Annotated in this window: 22 protein-coding genes, 1 pseudogene and 1 riboswitch; of the genes and pseudogenes, 7 read left to right on the plus strand and 16 right to left on the minus strand. The window is 39.4% G+C overall.

The window, feature by feature from the left end:
- Positions 1-50 precede the first annotated feature (50 nt).
- Complete coding sequence (locus tag ACP69X_RS07525; protein WP_073979421.1) at positions 51-1,040, minus strand: LacI family DNA-binding transcriptional regulator; 990 nt, start codon at positions 1,038-1,040, stop codon at positions 51-53.
- Positions 1,041-1,133: 93 nt separating this feature from the next.
- Between ACP69X_RS07525 and ACP69X_RS07530 the strand changes: the two genes are divergently transcribed.
- The gene (locus ACP69X_RS07530) at positions 1,134-1,277 is read left to right on the plus strand and encodes a hypothetical protein (RefSeq protein ID WP_426052560.1); all 144 of its coding nucleotides are present in this window, start codon (positions 1,134-1,136) and stop codon (positions 1,275-1,277) included.
- A gap of 53 nt (positions 1,278-1,330) precedes the next feature.
- On the opposite strand, the gene ACP69X_RS07535 is transcribed toward ACP69X_RS07530, so the two are convergent.
- The 5 genes from ACP69X_RS07535 to ACP69X_RS07555 form a co-directional block, all read right to left on the minus strand.
- On the minus strand, positions 1,331-2,425 hold the full coding sequence (locus ACP69X_RS07535) for a M24 family metallopeptidase (protein ID WP_075611328.1): 1,095 nt from the start codon (positions 2,423-2,425) through the stop codon (positions 1,331-1,333).
- 104 nt (positions 2,426-2,529) lie between these two features.
- Positions 2,530-4,449 (minus strand): heavy metal translocating P-type ATPase, encoded by a 1,920-nt coding sequence (locus ACP69X_RS07540; protein WP_426052561.1) that lies wholly within the window; start codon positions 4,447-4,449, stop codon positions 2,530-2,532.
- A 290-nt stretch (positions 4,450-4,739) separates the two neighbouring features.
- Positions 4,740-5,228, minus strand: coding sequence for an endospore biogenesis thiol-disulfide oxidoreductase StoA (stoA, locus tag ACP69X_RS07545; RefSeq protein ID WP_041085014.1), 489 nt, complete (start codon positions 5,226-5,228; stop codon positions 4,740-4,742).
- 54 nt (positions 5,229-5,282) lie between these two features.
- Positions 5,283-6,599: a polysaccharide biosynthesis protein gene (locus tag ACP69X_RS07550; protein ID WP_039178095.1), complete on the minus strand. Its 1,317-nt coding sequence runs from the start codon at positions 6,597-6,599 to the stop codon at positions 5,283-5,285.
- A gap of 312 nt (positions 6,600-6,911) precedes the next feature.
- Complete coding sequence (locus ACP69X_RS07555; RefSeq protein ID WP_073979418.1) at positions 6,912-7,583, minus strand: hypothetical protein; 672 nt, start codon at positions 7,581-7,583, stop codon at positions 6,912-6,914.
- A 409-nt stretch (positions 7,584-7,992) separates the two neighbouring features.
- Here ACP69X_RS07555 and ACP69X_RS07560 point away from each other — a divergent pair, with 409 nt between their 5' ends.
- The 3 genes from ACP69X_RS07560 to ACP69X_RS07570 all read left to right on the plus strand — a co-directional run bounded on the left by ACP69X_RS07560 (position 7,993) and on the right by ACP69X_RS07570 (position 9,888).
- Positions 7,993-8,160 (plus strand): hypothetical protein, encoded by a 168-nt coding sequence (locus ACP69X_RS07560; protein WP_175297137.1) that lies wholly within the window; start codon positions 7,993-7,995, stop codon positions 8,158-8,160.
- 326 nt (positions 8,161-8,486) lie between these two features.
- Positions 8,487-9,614 (plus strand): Rap family tetratricopeptide repeat protein, encoded by a 1,128-nt coding sequence (locus ACP69X_RS07565; RefSeq protein WP_338527604.1) that lies wholly within the window; start codon positions 8,487-8,489, stop codon positions 9,612-9,614.
- Positions 9,604-9,888 carry a hypothetical protein gene (locus ACP69X_RS07570; RefSeq protein WP_041085015.1) on the plus strand — a complete coding sequence of 95 codons (285 nt, stop codon included), beginning with the start codon at positions 9,604-9,606 and terminating at the stop codon, positions 9,886-9,888. Before ACP69X_RS07565 ends, ACP69X_RS07570 begins: the two co-directional genes overlap by 11 nt.
- 99 nt (positions 9,889-9,987) lie before the next feature.
- Here the strand turns inward: ACP69X_RS07570 and ACP69X_RS07575 are convergent.
- From ACP69X_RS07575 to ACP69X_RS07590, 4 genes and pseudogenes are all read right to left on the minus strand, one after another.
- Positions 9,988-10,229 (minus strand): annotated as a pseudogene (locus ACP69X_RS07575) (transposase); the annotation flags it as partial.
- A 47-nt stretch (positions 10,230-10,276) separates the two neighbouring features.
- A complete protein-coding gene (locus ACP69X_RS07580) occupies positions 10,277-10,411 on the minus strand; it encodes a hypothetical protein (protein WP_258954563.1) in 135 nt (44 codons plus the stop codon).
- A gap of 100 nt (positions 10,412-10,511) precedes the next feature.
- The gene (locus ACP69X_RS07585) at positions 10,512-11,162 is read right to left on the minus strand and encodes a cell wall hydrolase (RefSeq protein WP_041085016.1); all 651 of its coding nucleotides are present in this window, start codon (positions 11,160-11,162) and stop codon (positions 10,512-10,514) included.
- A gap of 306 nt (positions 11,163-11,468) precedes the next feature.
- Complete coding sequence (locus tag ACP69X_RS07590) at positions 11,469-11,663, minus strand: hypothetical protein (protein WP_039178090.1); 195 nt, start codon at positions 11,661-11,663, stop codon at positions 11,469-11,471.
- Positions 11,664-11,830: 167 nt separating this feature from the next.
- Here ACP69X_RS07590 and ACP69X_RS07595 point away from each other — a divergent pair, with 167 nt between their 5' ends.
- On the plus strand, positions 11,831-12,019 hold the full coding sequence (locus ACP69X_RS07595) for a YkvS family protein (protein WP_003211747.1): 189 nt from the start codon (positions 11,831-11,833) through the stop codon (positions 12,017-12,019).
- A 154-nt stretch (positions 12,020-12,173) separates the two neighbouring features.
- A complete protein-coding gene (locus ACP69X_RS07600) occupies positions 12,174-12,698 on the plus strand; it encodes a GNAT family N-acetyltransferase (protein WP_041085017.1) in 525 nt (174 codons plus the stop codon).
- Between the two features lie 101 nt (positions 12,699-12,799).
- Here the strand turns inward: ACP69X_RS07600 and ACP69X_RS07605 are convergent, their stop codons facing one another.
- The 6 genes from ACP69X_RS07605 to ACP69X_RS07630 form a co-directional block, all read right to left on the minus strand.
- Positions 12,800-13,018 carry a hypothetical protein gene (locus ACP69X_RS07605; RefSeq protein ID WP_041085018.1) on the minus strand — a complete coding sequence of 73 codons (219 nt, stop codon included), beginning with the start codon at positions 13,016-13,018 and terminating at the stop codon, positions 12,800-12,802.
- Positions 13,019-13,277: 259 nt separating this feature from the next.
- Positions 13,278-13,775, minus strand: a complete 498-nt coding sequence (queF, locus tag ACP69X_RS07610) for a preQ(1) synthase (RefSeq protein WP_003211403.1) — start codon at positions 13,773-13,775, stop codon at positions 13,278-13,280.
- Positions 13,776-13,790: 15 nt separating this feature from the next.
- Positions 13,791-14,522 (minus strand): 7-carboxy-7-deazaguanine synthase QueE, encoded by a 732-nt coding sequence (gene queE / locus ACP69X_RS07615; RefSeq protein WP_338527605.1) that lies wholly within the window; start codon positions 14,520-14,522, stop codon positions 13,791-13,793.
- Entirely contained in the window at positions 14,515-14,955 is a 441-nt protein-coding gene (gene queD, locus ACP69X_RS07620) for a 6-carboxytetrahydropterin synthase QueD (protein ID WP_269103717.1), read from the minus strand. The genes queE and queD overlap by 8 nt, the downstream gene beginning before the upstream one ends.
- On the minus strand, positions 14,956-15,612 hold the full coding sequence (gene queC / locus ACP69X_RS07625; protein ID WP_024424683.1) for a 7-cyano-7-deazaguanine synthase QueC: 657 nt from the start codon (positions 15,610-15,612) through the stop codon (positions 14,956-14,958). It abuts the gene before it with no gap.
- A gap of 159 nt (positions 15,613-15,771) precedes the next feature.
- A riboswitch (PreQ1 riboswitch) is annotated at positions 15,772-15,816 on the minus strand.
- Positions 15,817-15,887: 71 nt separating this feature from the next.
- Positions 15,888-16,931: a YkvI family membrane protein gene (locus ACP69X_RS07630; RefSeq protein ID WP_073979416.1), complete on the minus strand. Its 1,044-nt coding sequence runs from the start codon at positions 16,929-16,931 to the stop codon at positions 15,888-15,890.
- Positions 16,932-17,175: 244 nt separating this feature from the next.
- On the opposite strand from ACP69X_RS07630, the gene ACP69X_RS07635 reads away from it, so the two are divergent.
- A complete protein-coding gene (locus tag ACP69X_RS07635) occupies positions 17,176-19,278 on the plus strand; it encodes an ATP-dependent Clp protease ATP-binding subunit (protein ID WP_269103719.1) in 2,103 nt (700 codons plus the stop codon).
- The last annotated feature ends 348 nt before the right edge of the window (positions 19,279-19,626 follow it).

Genomic DNA, 19,626 nt, shown 5'->3' on the forward strand with positions numbered 1-19,626 from the left:
CCTCCTTCTTTTTCAATCCCTCTTATCGTACAAAACAGATGAAACGTGCGTCAACGATTGTTTTTCAAAACGGTAGTTGTTCGCTCAATCAGGCGATATGGCAGCATTCTTTTTTCTGATTTCTCTCCCTTTAATGCTCGGTCAAACAAGTCAAACGCTTCCTGCCCCATTTGTTTGAGGGGAATATGAATACTGGAAATCCCTAGCGCCTCACTCAATTGGTTATTTTGAAAGCTGAGTATGGCTGGTGATTCTCCTACTTTTATGTCGTGGCGCTGTGCCTCTAATAAAAAGCCTGCAGAGACTTCGTCATTTGTAATGAATAAAGCTGTAGGACGATTTTTCATTTCCTGCCATTCTGCAAATAATTGCTTCCCATCAAGCAGGGATAACTTCCCTTCGATGATCCATTCCTTATCAATAGACTGCCCGAGCGATTGCATCATGTCTTGATAAGCCTGAAGGCGCGACTCACTATTTGCTCCTTCTGTTCTGGCGAGAACGATCGCAATTCGTTGATGTCCACATGCCGCCAAATGATGCAGGCCCTCCTTAAATGCATGATCATGCGCAATCGACACGGTTGAGCAATGATCGTGCGGCGCAGGATGACAAAATATAATCGGTCCTGATTCCTGCCACTTTAAAATGTGCCTATCACTTAACGCATTTGAACAAAATATTAAACCATCCACACGGCGCTCTTTTAAACTCATTAACGCTTCTTTTTCTTTTAATGGATCATATCCTGTTTGAAATAAAGCAAAATGCATGCCGCGCGCCTGTGCTTTTTCTGCAATACCTGTGACGAGTGCGCTGAAATAAGAGTGTTCAATGTTTGGAAGGACGATGCCAAGCATATTCGAATAGCCCTTCGCTAAATGGACCGCCTGAATGTTTCTCGTATACTTGAGCTCCTCCATCGCTTGTAGAACACGTTCCCTTTTTTCTTCTTTAACATAAGGATGCTCATTCAACACACGTGATACGGTTGTCACAGATACGCCCGCTCTTTTCGCAATCTCCCTTATGTTTGCCATTTTTTCTCCTACTTTCTCTTGATATGGTAAGCGTTTCATACTTTAAGATGTATGTGAGCTGAACAAATCACTGGATGGAAAGGGGAATTCAAGATGGGTTTCATCATATGGATTATATTATGTATGACTGTTTTGTTTTCTGCTCGTTTTGCATTACATCCTTTAGAAAAAGAACATAAAATCAAACCGTTTCAATCAATTGATGATTTTTTTGTTGATAAGGATCGAGAAGAGTGATAAAAAATCACGATGACGCTTCCAAGACCTGGACGTTCATCGTGATTTTTTCATTACTTGATGATCGTTAGCTCTTTCGGATAATTGGTTAAGGTGACTGGACCATCTGCCGTAATAAGAACATCATCTTCAATTCTTACGCCGCCGACTCCCGGAACATAAATTCCTGGTTCAATCGTATACACCATACCTTCTTGCAGAAGGTCGTCATTTGCCTGACTCATAGAAGGAAACTCATGAACAGAAACCCCTAACCCATGTCCGAGGCGATGCGGGAAATATTCACCATATCCCGCTTCTGTGATCAGCCCGCGAGCTTTTAAGTCAAGATCACCGATTCTCACGCCGGGCTTACTCATTTCAAGTGCTGCCATTTCTGCATTTAAGACCGTTTGATAAATATCCTTTTGTTTTTCAGAAGCTTCCTGATAGATAAATGTTCTTGTGATGTCTGAGCAATATCCATCGACAATGACGCCAAGGTCAAATAACACAAAATCGCCTTTCTTTAAGGCTGCCTGCCCCGGATTTCCATGAGGCTCGCCTGATTTTTCACCAAAGAGAACCATGGTGGAAAAGGACATACCTTGAATGCCTTTTTTCTTTAATTCATATTCAATGACAGCGAGAACTTCTGTCTCCGTGATTCCTTCTTTTAAGGCGTTAACCCCAATTTTTACACCTTCATCTGCTAATTGTGCCGCTTTTTTGAGTGTAGCAATTTCAGATTCATCTTTAATCAGTCTGAGCTGATTGAGCTCATCTTCAGCCCGGACGAACATTTCTGCCCCGGTAACAGCTTGGAGCTGCTCTGCTCTTTGAAGCGGTATCGATTCTTTTTCAATCGCAAGACGCGCGGCATGAACACCTCGTTTTTCTATCGCTGATTGAATGAAATCAAATGGATTCTCATGATCTTCATATCCAATGATATCGCCGGACCATCCTGCATTTTTTGCCTGCTCAACTTCCATTTTAGGCAAAATAAAAAATGGTTCTGCCTCTTGAAACACAAACAGCCCCATCACTCTTTCATGCGGCTCTGTGAAGTATCCAGATAGATAAAACACATTTTCCTTTGTATGTATAAATGCACCTTGAATGTCTTCTTTCTTAAGCCAGGAAGACAAGCTCTTCATTCGGTTCATCATGATCCTCCTCACACGTTTTACTACTGGTCTATTGTATCAGTTTTTGCTGTATTTCGCACAAAAGCGCACTGGCATGGATCCAGTGCGCCCTGATGATTGAATTAAGATGCACGAAGCAGACGCAGACCATTTAAAATGACCAAAATCGTACTTCCTTCATGCCCGATGACGCCAAAAGGCAAATCAAGCACTTGTAAGAAATTCGCACAAATTAACAGACAGATCACCGTTAATGAGAAAACAATGTTTTGCTTAATGATTCGATTCATTTTTCTTGAAAGACGGATCATCTTTGTTAGGTTATTTAAATTGTTCTTCATTAAGATGAGATCCGCTGTTTCTAAGGCAACGTCTGTGCCTCCGCCCATCGCAACCCCAACATCTGCTGAGGCGAGTGCTGGCGCATCATTGATTCCGTCTCCTACCATGATGATTGAATTACCTTGTTTTTTTAATTGATTGACCTCATGTACCTTTTCATCTGGAAGACATTCAGCCACAACAGTTTGGATGCCAGCTTCCTGCGCAATAGCTTCAGCCGTTTTTTGCTGATCTCCTGTCAGCATGACGGTTTGGATGCCTAAATCATTTAGTTCTTGAATCATTTTTTTAGCTTCAGGTCTGATTTGATCCTTAAGGCCAAGACAGCCAACAACCTCTTCACCCTTTTGAACGTAGACCACTGTATATCCTTGCGCTGAAAGGTCATCACCTGTCTCTTCCATCTCGCGGTCGATTGACGCTTTACCAGCAAAGTCTTTCTTCCCAATCCGCCACGTTTCCCCATTTAATTGTGCTTTCACACCAAATCCAGAGGTTTCTTCAATGGTGACATGGACTGATCTTTCTGTTTGGTGCTCTTTTGCCATATCAGAAATTGCTTTCGCTAATGGATGGTTTGATTGACTCTCAATTTGATAGAGTGCCTGATAAAAAGTAGATTCATCCTGCCCTTTAGCCACGATAACTTGTTCTACGGCTGGCTCTCCGCTTGTAATCGTCCCTGTTTTATCAAAAGCAATCATGCTGCTTGTGCCTAGTTTTTCTAAAAAGACACTTCCTTTGACAAGCATTCCATTTCTCGCGCCATTTGAGATCAGTGACAGTGCTGCTGGCATTATGGATGCAACTAGAGCACAAGGTGAAGCAACGACCATAAACACCATTGCCCGGTAGAAGGTTTCACTCATGCTCCAGCCGAGTACAAAATGAGGCAGAACCATTAAAATCGCGACGGTGATCAGCACACCTTTTACATAGGCACCCTCAAATTTTTCAATAAATGCTTGGCTTGGCGAAACACTTTCTTGAGCGGATTCGACAAGCTTAATAATTTTATGGAAAAGCGTTTCTTCATTATGTTTAGTGACTTCCACTGTTAAGGAACCATTTAAGTTCACTGTTCCTGCAAAGACGTCTTCCCCCTGCCCCTTTTCCTGTGGAACAGATTCGCCTGTAAGTGCAGATTCGTCCACACTTGTTCTCCCGCTTAAAATCACACCATCTGCTGCAATGCGTTCCCCTGCTTTGATCATAATACGGTCACCAGGCGTTAATGATGAAGCGGCGATTTGAATGGTCGTACCATCTTCTTCAATTAAAGTTGCTTCATCTGGTGCAATGCTCATTAATGCTGTTAAATCTTTCTTGCTTTTATTTGACGTATACGTTTCTAGCGCACCACTCAGTGAGAAAATAAAAATTAAAATAGCGCCTTCTGCCCAATAGCCGATCAGAGCTGAGCCTATTGCTGCGAAAATCATTAAAAGTTCCACATTCAAGGTCTTAGACGAAATCGTTTCTTCAATTCCTTCTTTCGCCTTTGCAAAACCACCAATGACAAATGCTAGGATGAAAAGAGGAATGCTCCACATGCTCTCATCCTTTAGAATCCATCCAATTAAAATGAGAATCCCTGATATCCCTGCTGCAATTAATTCTCCGTGCTGTGCCCATTTATGTAAGGACCATTTCGATTCCTTTTGATTTGCCGTTTGGTAAAGTGCTGTATTCTCATTCATGATTGTTTCCTCCTCTCTAATTGATAATCGTTTTCATATTATCAATCGTTACCCGTTTCTTATTCCATCTATATTTTCTGCTATTTCAAGCTTTTTATTGGTCTGTAACTCATTATAACAGGTTCTGAACAATTTTCAATTAATAATTATTATAATTTCTTTTTGATAATAATTATCATTATTGATATAGACCGTTCCTTCTTCTTCTGAGCACAGTGTATTCAGATGAAAAGCAAATGAACACAAAAAAAGAACCAACAGAATTGGTTCTTTAACAGAAAGGATTTGTTCTACGAATTCGTCCACTCTTTGATTTGTTTTTTCGTCAGTGGACCTACATGATTTTTCACCACTTCTCCTTTTTCATTAATCAAAAAGGTCGTTGGAATGGTGATAATTTGATATTTCTTCATCATTTCTCCGTGTTCATCTAGTATGATCGGAAATGTAAACCTTCTGTCTTTCACAAATTGGGCAACAGCATGTTTACTTTGTTCAGCACCTAGTAAATTCACGGTCAAGATGTCAACATCACTCTGATTTTCTTTCACAATCTGTTCAAATTCGGGTAGCTCCATTTTGCAGGACGGACACCATGTTGTCCAAAAATGCAAAATGGTCTTTTTCCCTTTTGCGGGAACCATCTGCATTTCACCAGTTAATGTCGGTGCCTCTATTCTTGGCGCCATCACAGGCTCTTTTGCTTCCGCTGCTGCGCTCATTACAAATAGCAGCATGGTCATCATCAGAAGACTGGCGGGTAGACGTTTACGATTCATCAGGATCTTCCTTCCCAGTTTTCTTATAGCTTGCCCTCTCGATGGCGATGACATTCAAGCTTTTTTCAATGTAAGAAACATTGAAACGCCGAGCTCCTTACAAATCGTCGCATAATGCAGCGCAGTCAAAAGCAGCATGCCTGTGTTCATCCCTAAAATGACCCCCATCATATTCAAGCTTTCCATTGAACCGAGGAAATACACCATAGAAAAAGAGACGACATGCACCCATATATTATGTAGGAACACATCTTTGATGAGCCCCATACCGATTAAACACGCTTGAAACGGCATCACAAACAGGTGGCATAAAAAGTATGGCCAAAGCAGCTGTAAATAGACAGCAGCTTGCGGTGAATCAAAAAAGAGCTGTGTGAGCGGGTAAGCAAAATAATACATAACCATCACTGCCGGCACCCCGTATCCAAACGTTATGAGAATCGCCTGTCTGACACGTTTTTTCACAAGATCATACTGACCTAAAGCATAGGCTTCAGAGACACTCGGAATCATCACAATCATGATGGAATGAGCGATAAACGCTGGGAAAAAACCGATCGACATTGCGACACCAGCTAGCATGCCGTAATGATCAACAGCAAGTGTTCCAGAGATGCCTGCTGCAACGAGCGCTCCTTTGATTAAAAATGGTTCAACCGCATTAGCGATCGCATGAAAGATGCGCATGCCCGTTGTCGGTATGGAAACGGCTAATAGGCGCTTTCGCACATCAATCCCTCTTAATTCAACAGACCTGACATTCACAGCATTTTTCGCCATGACGTATTGGGAGTATAAATAAATAAAGACGACAAGATCACTCGCAACAATGACACCGATGGCGATAAGAACTGCTGTTTCAATATCAAACGAATACCAATGAAAAAACAAAAATAAGCAGATCAGCTGGATCGTTTTCTTCATCATATTGGCTAGAGCGATTCTGCCCATTTGCTGCTTTCCCATAAAGTAGCCGCGGGCAATGGAGGTAAACGCAATAATCGGGATAAGTGACAGCACTAGGCCCTTCATAAGCGGATGATACGACTGAAACACTGGAATGAAAGGCAGTACAATGGCTGCTATACCTGTTGTTGTACTTGTCACCACTAGCGTCATTTTAAAGGCATGACGGAGCATACTTTTGTGGAGACGCTCATGTGATTCTGCAATGAATTTAGAAATGGAGACTGGCAGCTCTAAGCTGGCGATCACAAGGACAAGCATGATGATTGGAAGGATACTCATATATAAACCCATTCCATGTTCTCCAAGCTCTCTCGCTAAAATCATATTGACTAAAAACTCGATACACTCCGCAATAAAAGCTGCGACAGATAGCAGAATGACCCCTTTTACAAATCGATTCATGTAGCCTCCCCTTGTCTAAAGCAAATTCTTTTCACATTCTATGAGACAAGTCCAAAAAATATTTTAATAATTGAAGACAAAAAAAGAGCAATCTCATTGATCGCTCTAAGCATGTAAACAAACCCTCGCTATCGGTGTCAGTCCCACGTGCTGGTGCTCACGAATGTCAAACTTGCTCCGCGCCAATACTCGTCCTTCCTAGAATTTAAGGAATTTATATCACAAATTAAGAAGACAAAGGACTAAAATAAACAACATTTTAATCCTTTGTCAACAATCTGAAGCAGACTCTTACTGGAGCCTGCTCCTTTTTTAATATTTTTTTCCGAGTCGTGTTTGATGGCTAACCTTTTTTAGAAGTTTTTTGCGCTTTGAATCTTTGTAGACAGATAAGACAAATTTGTTGTTCCAGTAGCCGTTTTTCGGACTGTAGTACGTTTTGAATGTGTAATGAAAGACTTTTTGACCTGTTGATCCTGAAGCGGATGTTACTGCTGTAGCAATTATGGCTACTGCTTTCAGTGTCAAGACTGCGCCAGCTATAGCACCGGTCCCCGTTGGTAATGCTAAAATAGCACCTGTCACAAGAGCGACAATAGCAACAGTGATGTTGAATTTGTTTTTATAGTTTTTTACAAGTCTCCATTGGTAATCTTTGTTTGACTTTGTGCTAATCTCGCCGTCTTCATTGATTAATTCTTTTCCAGCTTCTTCAAATTCCTCTAACTCAACTAATTCATTGTTGATACGAAGTTCTTTTTTTGCTCGGTCAAAAGAGACGGTATCTACTCGTTCGCCATTATCAATCGTTATTGTTTGAGTGCTACCTTTGGTCACAGAATTGAAAGTATGTACCTTACCTTCAATTTCGGTTTGATAAGATTCTTTAATTTCTTGAGGTTGATGGGTTACTGCGGCTACGGTTTGTAATGGAAATATTAAAAATAGCGTCAGGCCTAAAAGCACGATTATGAACTTTTTCAATTTGGATATTTCCCCCTTGTTTTTTGTGCGATAATATACATATGGATAAAAAATGATTTTCTTTTAAAAAAAGGTAATCAGGGAGTGGTTGATGTGTTTTGGAATTGGGTAGTAGGCATGATCGGGATAATCATAGGAGCTTGTATTTTTGCAACGGAGTTCGAAGATGCTACTTTCTTCACTCGCTTTATTTTCAAGCTTATTGCGATTTTACTTATTGTGTTCTCAGTGACTTTTATTAAGTGGCGGCGTAAAAAAATAAAACAGCATAAGTCATAGTTCTCCCTCCTTTTTTGACATGTTTTCATCCTATCATTGATTGATTCACATTTGGGAATTCATTGGAAAATTTCTTTTTGGGTTGCGGTGACCGCAATATAGGTTCTTTTATTTTGGGGGAGAATTTATGATGACTGTAGTACCAGTATTGATGATGTTAATCGGTGCTTCTTATTTTGCTGTTTATATGAAAAAACGTAAAAATAATAAAGAAAAAGAGATGGGGTATAAAGTTCTTTTTGCCGTTGTTTTCTTTTTACTGAGTGTCCCTTTCATCAATATGGTCATCACTGGATAATAAAGAACAGGCTCTTCAGCCTGTTTTTTTGTTTCTTAAATACATGGCGCCTATTTCAAAAACACCACCAATAGCGTTTATATTCGATTCTAAGCACGTTTATTTTTTAATAGTGTGACGCTTTAAGTGCGCTTATATGGGATTTAAAAACGTTTGCCATTTTAACTGCTACGATAGCATCTAAAAACAGATATGCCTTGTGTCCTACTTGCTTAAAAAGTGATTGCGACATGCCGAAAATTTACACATAAATGGTTAAAAAGGGTTTTATTAGGAATTATTGTGCTAACATTTATTAAAAATTGGTTTTCTAGGGGGGATTGTAGATGGCGTCTATACCGTCTCCAGTTGTAGCGATCAAGATCAATGATTGGTATAAGCATATAAAAAGATTCAATGTGAAAGAGGCCCATATGCTAAGAGAAGAGGTTAGAAAAGATATCGATGTCATGGAAGAAGATGAACAGGCGGTTCTTTATTTTCAGTTGATGGAATTCCGTCATCAATTGATGACAGACTATGTGCAGCCTTCTAAAGAACCACTTGAAAAGTCGGATTACTTGAAAGCTGTAGAAGGACAAGGAAAGAAAATGTCAGCCATTCTTGAATACTATTTTAATTTTTTTCAAGGAATGTATGAATTCAAAAATGGTGAGTTTATTAGAGCTATTGTGTTCTATAAGCGCGCGGAAAAGCGCTTGGAGCAAGTAGGAGATGAGTTAGAAAGAGCGGAATTTTATTACAAATTATCAGAAGTGTTTTATCACATGAAACAGACCCACGTGTCTATGTATTACGTTGGTCTTTCTTATGATACTTATAAGGCACATAAGAGCAATTCACTTTATATGATTCGAGAAATTAATTGTCTAACTGTTATGGCAGGTAATTTCATTGATTTTGAATGCAGAGAAAAGGCGCTTCCTCATTTATTGTCAGCTTTAGAAAAATCTAAGGCAATTTCTAATAAGCCAATGATTGTGAAGTCATTATTTAATATTGGTAGTTGTTATAAAGGATTAGGTGATTTTAATAGGGCACTAGCTTATTTTAATCAGGTTATTCTTGAAGGAGAGCCTATTCATGCTACAGAGTTGCTTTTGGTTTATTATGAATTATCGTTATTTCATTTGAGTCAAAAGGAATTTATTGAGGGAGAAAGATTTTTCAAAAGAGGCTTGGAAGAAGCGAAGAATAGAAAAAATGATCTGTTTTTATCGTTACTAATGGTATTGGAAATTTTATTTTTAAAAACAGCAAACCTAAGTGAGGTCTTGAGCACGTTGGAAAAATTAGAGAATGAGAGGGGTTATCCATACATGGAAGACCTAGCGCTCGAAGCGGCTCGGTACTATAATGAGAATGGGCGTATGGATGAATCTGTAAAAATGTATGAAATAGTGATGTACGCCCGAAAACAAATCCAAAGGGGCGACTGTTCATATGAATTTTAAAACGGTTCTTACTGGTTTTTTGAGTGCTTCAGCATTGCTAGGTGTGATCTCTTTATCATCTGTCAATTTTGATGTGAATTCAAGAAATGCTACTTCTCCAGAATCAACTGATCTGACTGTAAGAAATGCTACAGGTAGTAGCGTTACTACTCAAGATTTTCCTCTTATAACTTTATCTCAACATGATAACGATTTTGCTGTAAGAAATGGAACACGTTCTAGTGTAAATCCGGATATTCGTTTTGGAACACGTGATTCTAGGTTATCTACTTGATGAATCAAACAGACCTTTAGGGTCTAAGACCGTAGTCAAGCCCCACCTTTACTTCGAGTAAAAGTGGGGGTTTCATTTTGATAAAATTGATAAGTTACCTTACGTTGTACATGGTCCTTTCCATGTCCAGTTTGACTAATTTCTTAACATTCATGGCCGCGAAAGTAAGCATCGCCTGCATTGAAACTTTTTTCAGTCTTGAAGTTTCGCCCATTGCATACCATGTTTTTCTTTTGCATCTGCAAAAACACGTTCTATTGTCTCTTTCCTTTTGCATAGATGTCCTTATTCATTTGTGTGAGTCTCAGATGATCTGCTTCATCTAGATAGTCCTGCCAAATAGATATTAGATCAAAACCATTTTCATAAGGACAACAATACCCACACTTTATCTGCCATTGTCTGAACTATAATAATCCTTTGACAAGATCATAAACGAAATCAAATGATCTTCAGGCACTAATTCATCTAGGGCCACTATTTCTAATTGATTTCTTCTTTCTTCTTCACGTTTCGATAGCATGTTCATCCTCCACAGAAATATGTTATTGCCCATATTATACAAAAAAGCGTGTAAATTTTGTCTACACGCCGAGAGCAATCTCATTGATCGCTCTTTTTCTTTATACGGCAAATACGTGACGTCCGATGCGTTCTACAATTTTGCGGGAACGAATCCAATGATCTGTTGCCGTTTTTGGATTATAAAAATAGATAGCCTTTGTTGTTCTGTCATGCTCTTTTACTACCTGCTTCACAGCTTTAATGGAATCTTGATCTGCTTTATCATGAATACTTCCATTCGATACTGGCTGGAAAGCATTTCGCTGATAAATCACACCTTTCACGCTGTCAGGAAAAGAACGATGCTCTACTCTGTTTAAAACAACGCTTGCCACCGCTTTTTTCCCTTCGTAAGATTCACCTTTCGCTTCAGCGTGTACCAATCGAGAAAGCAAGTCCATTTCTACATTAGAATACTGTTTGCCGCTTGCCTTATTCGTCGTTTCAGATTTTACTTTTTTCTTTTGCTTCGGTTTTGAAGACTTTTCTTCTGTTGACGTACTTAGCATTTTCACTTTTGGCTGACGCTTCTCTTCAGAAAATGCTGGAATGACTTGATCGTGATCTTGCTCTATATATGAAAGCTGATGTTTAACAGGTGCTTGTGAAAGTTCGTGACTTAATGTGCCTTGCTGCTCTTGTATATTGTCCATCTTCATTGCTGCAACCAGCATAAGGATGACAAAAAGAGCTGTATGAATTTTAATCATTCGCCTTTTTCCTCCTTTAATCAAAGTAGGCTGTAAGATACTTGTCCACTCTAACAAGACCTCATTCTATTTTCACGCACAAAGATTTACATGCCTGTCCAAATTCCGTCATTAAATGGCATGTCCTAGTTTTGCGCACATAAAATGGAATTGTTAGCGCTTAAAAAGGTCCCTTTTTCACCTATCATCATCCTTATGCTCCTGTTTATGGGTTATTACATTTTCTTTTCATATGTATCAAAGTGGTTTGAAGTGTGACAAAAGAACGAAAATAAAAAAGCTTTCTCTCATCAATGAGAAAAAGCTTTAGCTTCTTGCTTCTGTAAGATATTCAAAAATAACATCTCCACCATGTTTGGCGATTCCGCGAAAATGTTTAAAATCATCTTGATTCACCAAAACAGAACGAAACGTTAAAAAGTCATCTTTTTGGATGGTCACCTGTTTTTCCGTCCCATTCCGTAAAGATTCGATGATTGTGAGGATTTGTTCTTCAGTCAAAAAAACCGCTCCTTTTCAGCCATGATCAAATATTAAATATACCATTCGTTAGAAGAGCATACAACGAAAACAAAACAAAAACGTCTTTATCCTTTACATTGGTATGAAAATATTGCAAAATACTTTTTAATAGGGAATGAAATCTGTTTTTAAAGGAGAGGGATCGGTTGAAGATTGCAAAAATTGGAAATGTGATCGAATTTAGAAATGGTTTAACAGGTGTAGTTGAAAAAGTGAATGAAAACTCTGTCATTGTGGATGTCACCATTATGGACAACTATAGAGATTTAGAACTGGATTCACTAACAGTCGTTAATCATAAAAACTATAAAATCATCAAAGACTCCGTACATTAATTGCAATCCTCAATACAGACGATCGGTACATACGTATATATAAAGCAAAGTTAATCACGATTTGACCATATGGTGATTTCTATTTCAATACCCTTCTTTTTCATTTTAAAAAAATGATAAGATGCCGTATTAGCTCTAGACAGGAGAAACTAATATGCAAAATTCCAATGATATCATTGTACGTTTTGGAAAAATGGAAGATACTGAAATGACTTTAGAAATACAGAAATCAGTTATTGCTGAATCAGATTATCTACTTACATCACCTGAGGAAAACAAAAAAACCCTCATAGAACACAGGAAATGGATACAGAAAAGAATTGAAAATGAAAACGAGACGTACATAGTTGCTCAAACTGATGAGAAAGTCATTGGGTGGATAGCCTTTGAACATTCATCAAATAGAAAAAGAACTTCTCATACGGGATCATTCGGGCTGATGGTGCATAAGAGTTATAGAGGTTTAGGCGTAGGGGAAAAGTTACTAACAGCTTTATTACATTGGGCAGAAAAGAATCCTTCAATTGAAAAGGTTAGTTTAGCCGTTTTCTCTACAAATCAAAAGGCCATTTCTTTGTACAAAAAGATGGGGTTTATAGAAGAAGGACGTAAAATAAAAGAATTTAAAATAAATGATCATGAATACTGGGATGATGTTTTAATGTATAAGCTGGTTTAATGCTGTGAAAACGAATTGCAGAAGTAAGGACATAATATCAATTGAGTCATCAATTTGTTATGTCCTTTTCTTTTTCTCACCATACACCATGTCAGTAAGCATCAGTCTTTTTGCGTATGAAAGGTTTGCATTTCCGCCTTCATCTTGTACATCTCGACTTCCTCAGGGGTGATCACTCCTTTATCAATCAAGAGGGCAATCACTCCAAGCAATGTGGAGGCACTCCATTTATACCGTTCTTTGTTTTGATGTTCAAGCATTTGAAGCTCTTCTCTAAGCTCCATTAGCAGCTGCTCTGCCCGCTCTTCTTTGTTTGCCAAATCCAACGCCTCCATTTACCATTCAATACCCCTATTTTATCTTAAATCAAATGAGATAAGCAAAAAAAGCATGATTCACCTTTACAAACATACGTTCTGTCATGTATAATATATTTACGAGCTGGTAGCCCCCAGCCGTCCTAGCAAGTTCTATTCCCATTCGTATGAGAAGAGTGACATGACTCTTCTCTTTTTTTATGATTGAATCGCTACAATCCCATAAAAAAAGACATGCATCTGGCATGTCTTTTCCTATTTATTAGCGATTATCAATCGTTTCTGGATACATATCATGGTTCATCATACGATACGATGCCATTTCTTCATATTTTGTCCCAGGTTTTCCGTAGTTCGTATACGGATCAATTGAAATACCGCCTCTTGGCGTAAATTTGCCCCAAACTTCAATATATCTTGGATCCATCAATTCGATTAAGTCGTTCATAATAATGTTCATACAATCCTCATGGAAGTCACCATGGTTACGGAAGCTGAACAAATATAATTTTAGTGATTTACTTTCGACCATGATTTCATTTGGGATATAGCTGATATAAACTGTTGCAAAATCCGGTTGTCCTGTTTGCGGACAAAGTGATGTAAATTCTGGGCAGTTGAATTTCACAAAGTAATCTCTATTTGTATGTTTATTTGGGAACGTTTCAAGCACTTGTGGTGCGTAATCAAACAAATAATTGGTTCCTTGGTTTCCTAGTAACGTGACACCTTCTAATTCTTCTGGTTTTCTTGTCGTCATGACATCTCTTCCTTTCTATACGCCTCGTTTATTTCCCCACAATAACGTGTGCAGCTGTGGCAGCACTCTTACGCGATTTAAGTCTGAATCTTGTGCGACTTGATCTACAAGCGCTTCATATTTCTTTAATAAATGCGTCAATAAGTACGCATCATCACCTGTCGTCGTGTCATCATTTCCTACCTGCAAATAAAAAGGAAGCTCAGGGTATTTCGCATGAACATCCTTCGCATAGGCTAGATCACGATCATCAAAGATCACGACCTTCAGGCTTGCATGCTTCAATCTATTTCCGTTTTTCAGCTCATCTATGATACGTGTTAGTTTCGTAAAGTCTGTTTTCATATTCGAGCTTGGCGGCTTAGGGGAAATGGTTAAATCATCAATTTTCAAAAACCATTCCTGATACATCGTCCCTTGTGTTTCAAGCGCTGTATCAATCCCTTCTTCATGCAGTAAATCAATGAGGGATTCCATTTGTTTTAAAAGCGCCGGGTTTCCTCCTGAAATGGTGACATGAGAAAAAGCCTGTCCGCCTATTCTTTTTAATTCTTTGACAATGTCTTCTGCCTCAAGCCACTGAATATCATGCTTCGCTGAGCCGTCCCATGTAAAGGAGGAATCACACCAGCTGCAAGAATAGTCACAGCCAGCCGTTCTGACAAACATCGTTTTTTGTCCAATCACCATTCCTTCTCCTTGAATGGTTGGACCGAAGATTTCTAATACAGGAATCGCTTTAGCCATTGATCTCAACTCGTTTCGGACGGTAAATGCAGTAGCTTGTTGGTGTCTCTCTGACAAAGACTTGTACACAAGTTGGCTTGTTCGCTAAAGTCGATAAATACGCTGCGACTTTGTCATGTACGGTCTTTGCCACCACCTCAGTGGTTGGCATCGCGTATCGATTGTTTGATGAGAATTCCTCATGATCATTGAGCAGCGTATGATCGTACTGCCCATGAATGAGCTTCTTCAATGTACTGAAATTGACAAGGAATCCCGATTCATCTAGGTCGTCGCCCGCAATTGTGATATTGATGGTATACGTATGACCATGAACACGGCTGCATGCGCCCGCATCTTCTCGTGGGATGAAATGGGCAGCCGAAACATGCATGTCTTTATTCAATTCAAATGAAAATGGATGATCGGTTTGTGGATAGATTTGAGAAAGCATTTATTTTGCCTCCTTCATTTCCATATAAGTGTCATAGCCGTTTTTCCGCAGCTTACACGCAGGACATTCCCCGCAGCCATCAGAAATAATGCCGTTATAGCAAGTGAGCGTTTCATTTTTCACAAAATCCAGTGCATTGAGCTCATCTGCCAGCTTCCATGTTTCTGCTTTATTCAGCCACATCAGTGGTGTATGAATTACAAATGGTTTTTCCATTGCTAAATTCACTGTGACGTTGCAAGATTTCACAAACTCGTCACGGCAATCTGGATAGCCGCTAAAGTCTGTCTCACAAACACCAGTGATAATATGTCTTGCTCCAATTTGATACGCCAAAATAGAGGCAAAGGATAAGAACACTAAGTTTCTTCCTGGCACAAATGTAGAAGGAAGCTCTCCTTCTTTTTCCTCAATGTCAATGTCATCTCTTGTTAAAGCATTAGGTGCCAGCTGATTTAAAAGTGACATATCTAATAGATGATTCTTCACACCTAACTTGTCAGCAATTCTTTTGGCGACATCAATTTCTTCTTGATGACGCTGATTATAATGAAAGGTCACTGTTTCTACCTCTTCAAATTGTTGAAGTGCCCATAATAAACATGTCGTACTGTCCTGTCCCCCGCTGAAGACAACGACTGCTTTTTCATTTTTCATTTTCTGTTCTCCTCCTTTTGCAGATGCGTACAACCGTACAACACTGCATCTGAAAGGCTCCTGAAAACCCCTATTCTTCTCAAAAGAAAAGACACCTTTACATGTGTATGAGGTGTCCCAGCCATAAAAAATAAAAAATGCCACATCCAAGGATACGGCAAGTCCTTAGTTTTTTATAGAGGGTTTTGCTAGAACCTCTCCCGTCTTCACGGATTTTTGTTCAATTTTCACAGAGGATAGTGTACCACATATTCTTCATGCAGGCTATCCTTTCTTTACTTACCTAGCGGTTCAGGCACTTTTTTTAGACAAAGAAAGAGAATAAAAAAGATGCTGACATATCCAAAAACCGGGTAAACCGTTGATATCAGTGTACCGTAACCAATTTTACTAATCACATAGCAGCATATGAGAATAAGGGATATCGTAAAGATGCTGTTCATTCGGATATATGCCCTTACTTGTCTCTCCAGCCCGTATAAATTGCCTATGACGGATGTAAAAACTTCACCGAAGATGACAAATAAATAAATGAGATGAATGGAGTTTGCGACTTGATACACCACCTGAGCCATTGGAATATCAAAGGCCTCCAGCATATCTAATGAAGAAAGAGATAAAAAGCAAGCAAGCAAAATGAGTGTCAGCATGACGCCCCCAAGCACCGCTCCCTTTTTAATGACTGCTTCAGAGGTCATTTCATTTGCAACGGGTACTAACACTGCCTGTGACAGTGCTAAATTAAAGGCACCATAGGACACTGCTGATAGTATCCACTCGCCCTCACCCATTTGCAGCGCAAGAACATAACTTTCACTGCTGCTAAAAACAAATGAATCAAGAAACACAATCAATGAAAAGAAAATCAGCATTGGAACGACAAGGACGTTAACACCAAATAGCCCTTTTGAACCTTTAAAGAGTACAATGACGCTCAGAATGATCGTCAAAAAGATCCCATACTCCTTCGATATGCCAAGCTGTTCTTCAAAAATAGCCCCTGCGCCTGAAATCATGACTGAGGTAACACCGAGTAAAATAAAAAACATCACAATATTAATATATCGACTCGCAGCTGCGCCAAATAAAAACCGGTTCATATCTTGATAAGATTCTGCTTTGATTCGTTTCGAAATCAGCATCATTTTTGCACCAAGGCCAGTAAAAATAACACCGCTAATCAGGATTCCTAATAGTCCAACCCAGCCAAAACGAACAAAAAATTCTACGATTTCTTTCCCTGTCGCAAACCCAGCTCCAACCACTGTTCCTACATATACAAAGGCAAGCTGAAAAGCGGATTCATTTGAACGTTTCATGTGACCCCTCCGCACCCATCACTTTCGATTGTCTCTTTTTTATCCTATGAGACAAGTTCCTTGAAAAGAAGGACAAACCATGATTAAATGCAAAAAAGGATTTTTATCTGTCTTTGAGCAAAACAGTTGAAAGTCAAAATAGGTCAGAGTATACTATAGTCAAAGATGGTCAAACAACAGACCATTTTCTTTAACATTCATTGGTCAAATAAAGTCAAACTTTATTTTAAGGAGGTCATGGCAAATGCGTTGTCAACATTGTCAAGTAAATGAAGCAACTATTCGCCTGAATATGCAAGTAAATTCGTCCCGGAGCCAAATGGTTTTATGTGAAGACTGCTATACCTCTTTGATGGAGCAGTCAAAAATGAAAATGGGACCTCAGCTTTTTGGAGGAAGTTCATTCTTCTCTCAGCAGGCAGGTCATGCCCCAAACATGGAGCAATCAAAGCAAAAAGGCTTACTCGATGAGCTTGGCCGTAACTTAACAGATGGAGCAAATGCTGGCTTAATTGATCCAGTCATTGGCCGTGATGAAGAAGTCGCAAGAGTCATTGAGATTTTAAATAGAAGAAATAAAAATAACCCTGTTCTTATTGGTGAACCAGGTGTTGGGAAAACAGCGATCGCAGAAGGACTCGCACTGAAAATTGCGAGCGGTGATGTACCAAATAAATTAAAGAACAAACAAATCTATTTATTAGATGTTTCTTCACTTGTCGCAAACACAGGTGTACGCGGTCAATTTGAGGAAAGAATGAAGCAGTTAATTAAAGAACTGCAGAGCCGTAAAAATATCATCTTATTTGTAGATGAAATCCACCTTCTTGTGGGCGCAGGATCTGCAGAAGGATCAATGGATGCTGGAAACATTTTAAAACCAGCCCTTGCAAGAGGCGAACTGCAGCTAGTAGGTGCGACGACATTAAAAGAATATCGCCAAATTGAAAAAGATGCTGCACTCGAACGACGCTTCCAGCCCGTTATCGTGGATGAGCCAACACCAGATGAAGCGATCGACATCTTAAAAGGTATTCAAGATAAGTACGAGGCCTATCATGGTGTCACCTATTCAGATGAAGCCATCAAAGCGTGCGTTCAATTATCTTCGCGGTATATTCAAGACCGTCATTTGCCGGATAAAGCCATTGATCTAATGGATGAAGCTGGTTCAAAAGCGAACCTCTCCATTGATGCAGCAAGTGAAGATGAACTGACAAACCGACTAGCGCAAATTGCCGCAGAAAAACAGGCTGCGCTAAAAGAAGAGCAATATGAAAAAGCAGCGAAGCTTCGCGATGAAGAAGAAGCTATTGAAGCAAGACTTCAAAACAAAACAACTGACAAAGAGCATATCGTCACAGCAGAGGACATTCAGGCCATTGTGGAACAAAAAACAGGCATTCCTGTCGGCAAACTGCAAGCAGACGAACAAACCAAAATGAAAGAAATTGATGTCCGTCTAAAAGCACGAGTAATCGGGCAGGAGCATGCGGTTGATAAAGTGGCGAAAGCCGTGAAAAGAAGCAGAGCTGGATTAAAATCGAAAGATAGACCGACAGGCTCCTTCCTTTTCGTTGGACCAACAGGTGTCGGGAAAACTGAATTGTCTAAAACACTGGCTGAAGAATTATTCGGTTCAAGAGATGCGATCATACGTTTAGATATGAGTGAGTACATGGAAAAACACTCTGTGTCCAAACTCATCGGTTCTCCTCCTGGTTACGTTGGACATGATGAAGCTGGCCAGTTGACTGAAAAAGTGCGCAGAAAACCTTACAGCATCATTTTGCTGGATGAAATTGAAAAAGCACACCCTGATGTACAACACATGTTCCTTCAAATCATGGAAGATGGCCGCTTAACAGACAGTCAAGGCAGAACGGTCAGCTTTAAAGATACAGTCATCATCATGACAAGTAACGCAGGCAGTGCAGATAAAACGGTCAAGGTCGGCTTCCAGTCTGATCAGGAGGAAGCAATTGAGGAACAATCACTCATTGATTCACTCAGCAGCTACTTCAAACCAGAATTTTTGAACCGTTTTGACAGCATCATTCAATTTGATTCACTAGACAGAGAGGACTTAGTGAAGATTGTTGATCTTTTGCTTAATGAGCTGTCAGAGCAATTAAAAGAGCAGAATTTAACAGTCCATGTCACAAATGAAGCGAAAGAAAAAATCGCAGAGCTTGGATATCACCCTGCATTTGGTGCTCGTCCACTTCGAAGAACCATCCAAGAGCATGTTGAAGATCAAATGACGGAGATCCTGCTTGAAGAGGAGCATCTTTCTGGATTTACTGTGGATGTTGAACATGACGAAATCGTTGTAAAAAAAGGATAACTACATCTTCAGGATGATATGCCTCTCCATCATGTTGCGGCGTCTAAGTTCCATCTGAACGCTGACGCTCCCCCGCCTCTTTTCCTTTAGGATAAAAGAAAAAGAGGTGGATCACATGATGAATTGGAGCTACGATCTTGTCAAAATCATGTATGAAGAAAAATTAAAAGAGCTGCTTCATTTAGATGAACCAGCGCAAAACGATTAAATGGAGACTCCCTTTATATGAGAGGGAGTTTCTTCTTTTTACATATAGAAAGCGCTTTCGTCAAAAATTCTTCACAGAAACTGTCTTAATTTTATATTCTGACTAAAACCCTTCTAGAACACACCGATATTAACTATAGA

The sequence above is a fragment of the Bacillus sp. DC4300-2b2 genome (assembly GCF_049895685.1).
GTDB classification, from domain to species: Bacteria; Bacillota; Bacilli; order Bacillales; family Bacillaceae; genus Bacillus; species Bacillus safensis.